The sequence below is a fragment of the Pedobacter sp. 05L430 genome (genome assembly GCF_056397585.1).
This window is the reverse complement of the sequence record NZ_JBFTNT010000488.1, coordinates 1-1,751: the sequence shown is the minus strand read 5'-3', so window position 1 is coordinate 1,751 and position 1,751 is coordinate 1. Positions and strand designations below refer to the sequence as shown.

General features: G+C 37.1%; 1 pseudogene. It reads left to right on the top strand.

From position 1 onward, the window contains the following. Positions 1–1,595: pseudogene (locus tag AC1DG9_RS26695) on the top strand (DUF2723 domain-containing protein); the annotation flags it as partial. Positions 1,596–1,751 lie beyond the last annotated feature (156 nt).

The following is a 1,751-nucleotide window of genomic DNA, read 5'->3' as shown; positions in this document are numbered from 1 at the left end:
AAACCAACCTGCCACCAAGTATTGTTGACAATGAAGGATTTAACAAATTTTACGGTTTACCCTTAATATTAGGTATTGCGGGTTTATTCTTTTTATACCGTAGAAACAGAAATGACACCCTGGTAATTACAACACTTTTCTTATTTACTGGTCTGGCTATTATTGTTTATTTAAATCAAGATCCCAGACAAGTAAGAGAAAGGGATTATGCTTATGTAGGTTCCTTTTATGCCTTCGCTATCTTTATTGGCTTCGGGGTATTTGCTATCAGGGAGTGGTTATCGCGCTTTAATGCGCCTAAATTGAGCCTTATGGTGGCTTCGTTGGTTGGCTTATTGGCCGCACCTGTAATTATGGGTGTTCAGGGTTGGGGCGACCATAACCGTTCTGGCAAAGCAACTGCCTTAGAGTGGGCAAAAAACTATCTTAACTCTTGTGCTCCGAACGCCATATTGTTTGTGACCGCGGATAACGATACGTTCCCTTTGTGGTATGCACAAGAGGTTGAGKGTATTCGTACCGACATACGGGTTGTAAATATTCAATATCTTTCTGATGATGCATATATCAATCAAATGAAATTGAAGCTGAATAAATCCGCAGCTCTGCCTATTACTATGCCAACAGAGAAGTATGTAAATGGTGTTAGAGATTATATTCGTTATTATGATTACGATTTAAAAGACAGTGTGGAGCTAAAAGATCTTTTAGCAGTATTGACTTCAGATAATAAGGAGGATAAACTTCCACTATCGGATGGAAGTTACGTGAATTTCTTGCCTAGCCAAAACTTCAAATTAACGGTAGACTCAGATCAATTGGTAAAAACGCATACCATTTCAGCTAAAGACAAAGACAAGGTTACACCTTTGATGGAGTGGAAATACAATAAAGATATCATGTACAAATATGATCTGGCTTTACTGGATATCATTGCAAACAACAATTGGGAAAGGCCAATATATTTTGAATCAAATGTATCTGAAGATACTTATGCAGGTTTAGGCAAATACCTATATCTTGAAGGATATGCGCTGCGTTTATTGCCTTTCAAAACTGATCCTAAGGATACACGCGATAAAATGGAGAAAACCAATAGCGATCCGATGTACGATAACCTAATGAATAAATTTGATTTTAAAAGCTTTAAAACTGCAAAATACATTGATCCGGAAAGCAGAAGAGTTGCCCAAAGTTCATGGAGTGTTTCGAACTCGCTTACTACAAACCTTTTCATGGAAGGAAAAACAGATAAGGCACGCAACATTTTAGTTAAAAGCGTTAAAGAGATTCCTCTTAAAAATTATTCAGTTGACGATACCATAAACAGGTATCAGACCATCCAAAATATGTATGCCTTAAATGAAACTAAGGCCGCTAATGAATTGACAAATGAAACATTTGAATTTTTAAATAAAGAGCTGACTTATATTGCTTCTTTAGAACCGAAACGGTTTAACGCTTACGGAAGAGATATTCAGGTAGGCATGTATGTTTTAAGCAACCTGCACAGAATGGCTGTGGGTTACAAGCAAACTGAGCTTAGTGATAAGATCGCCAAAAAGTTTGAAGAACTGCAAGCTAAGTTTAGTTAATTCGCTTCGTCCTTTAGATTTGACCAGTGGTCTAGAACCTAAAAAACAATTGTTATTAAGTGTTACGCTTAATTCCTCAGCTATACAGAATTTTGTAGGAATAATGCCTAACCACGGCAGCGGCGAATTATCAAGTCGTCAAGGTTTTTATGCCTA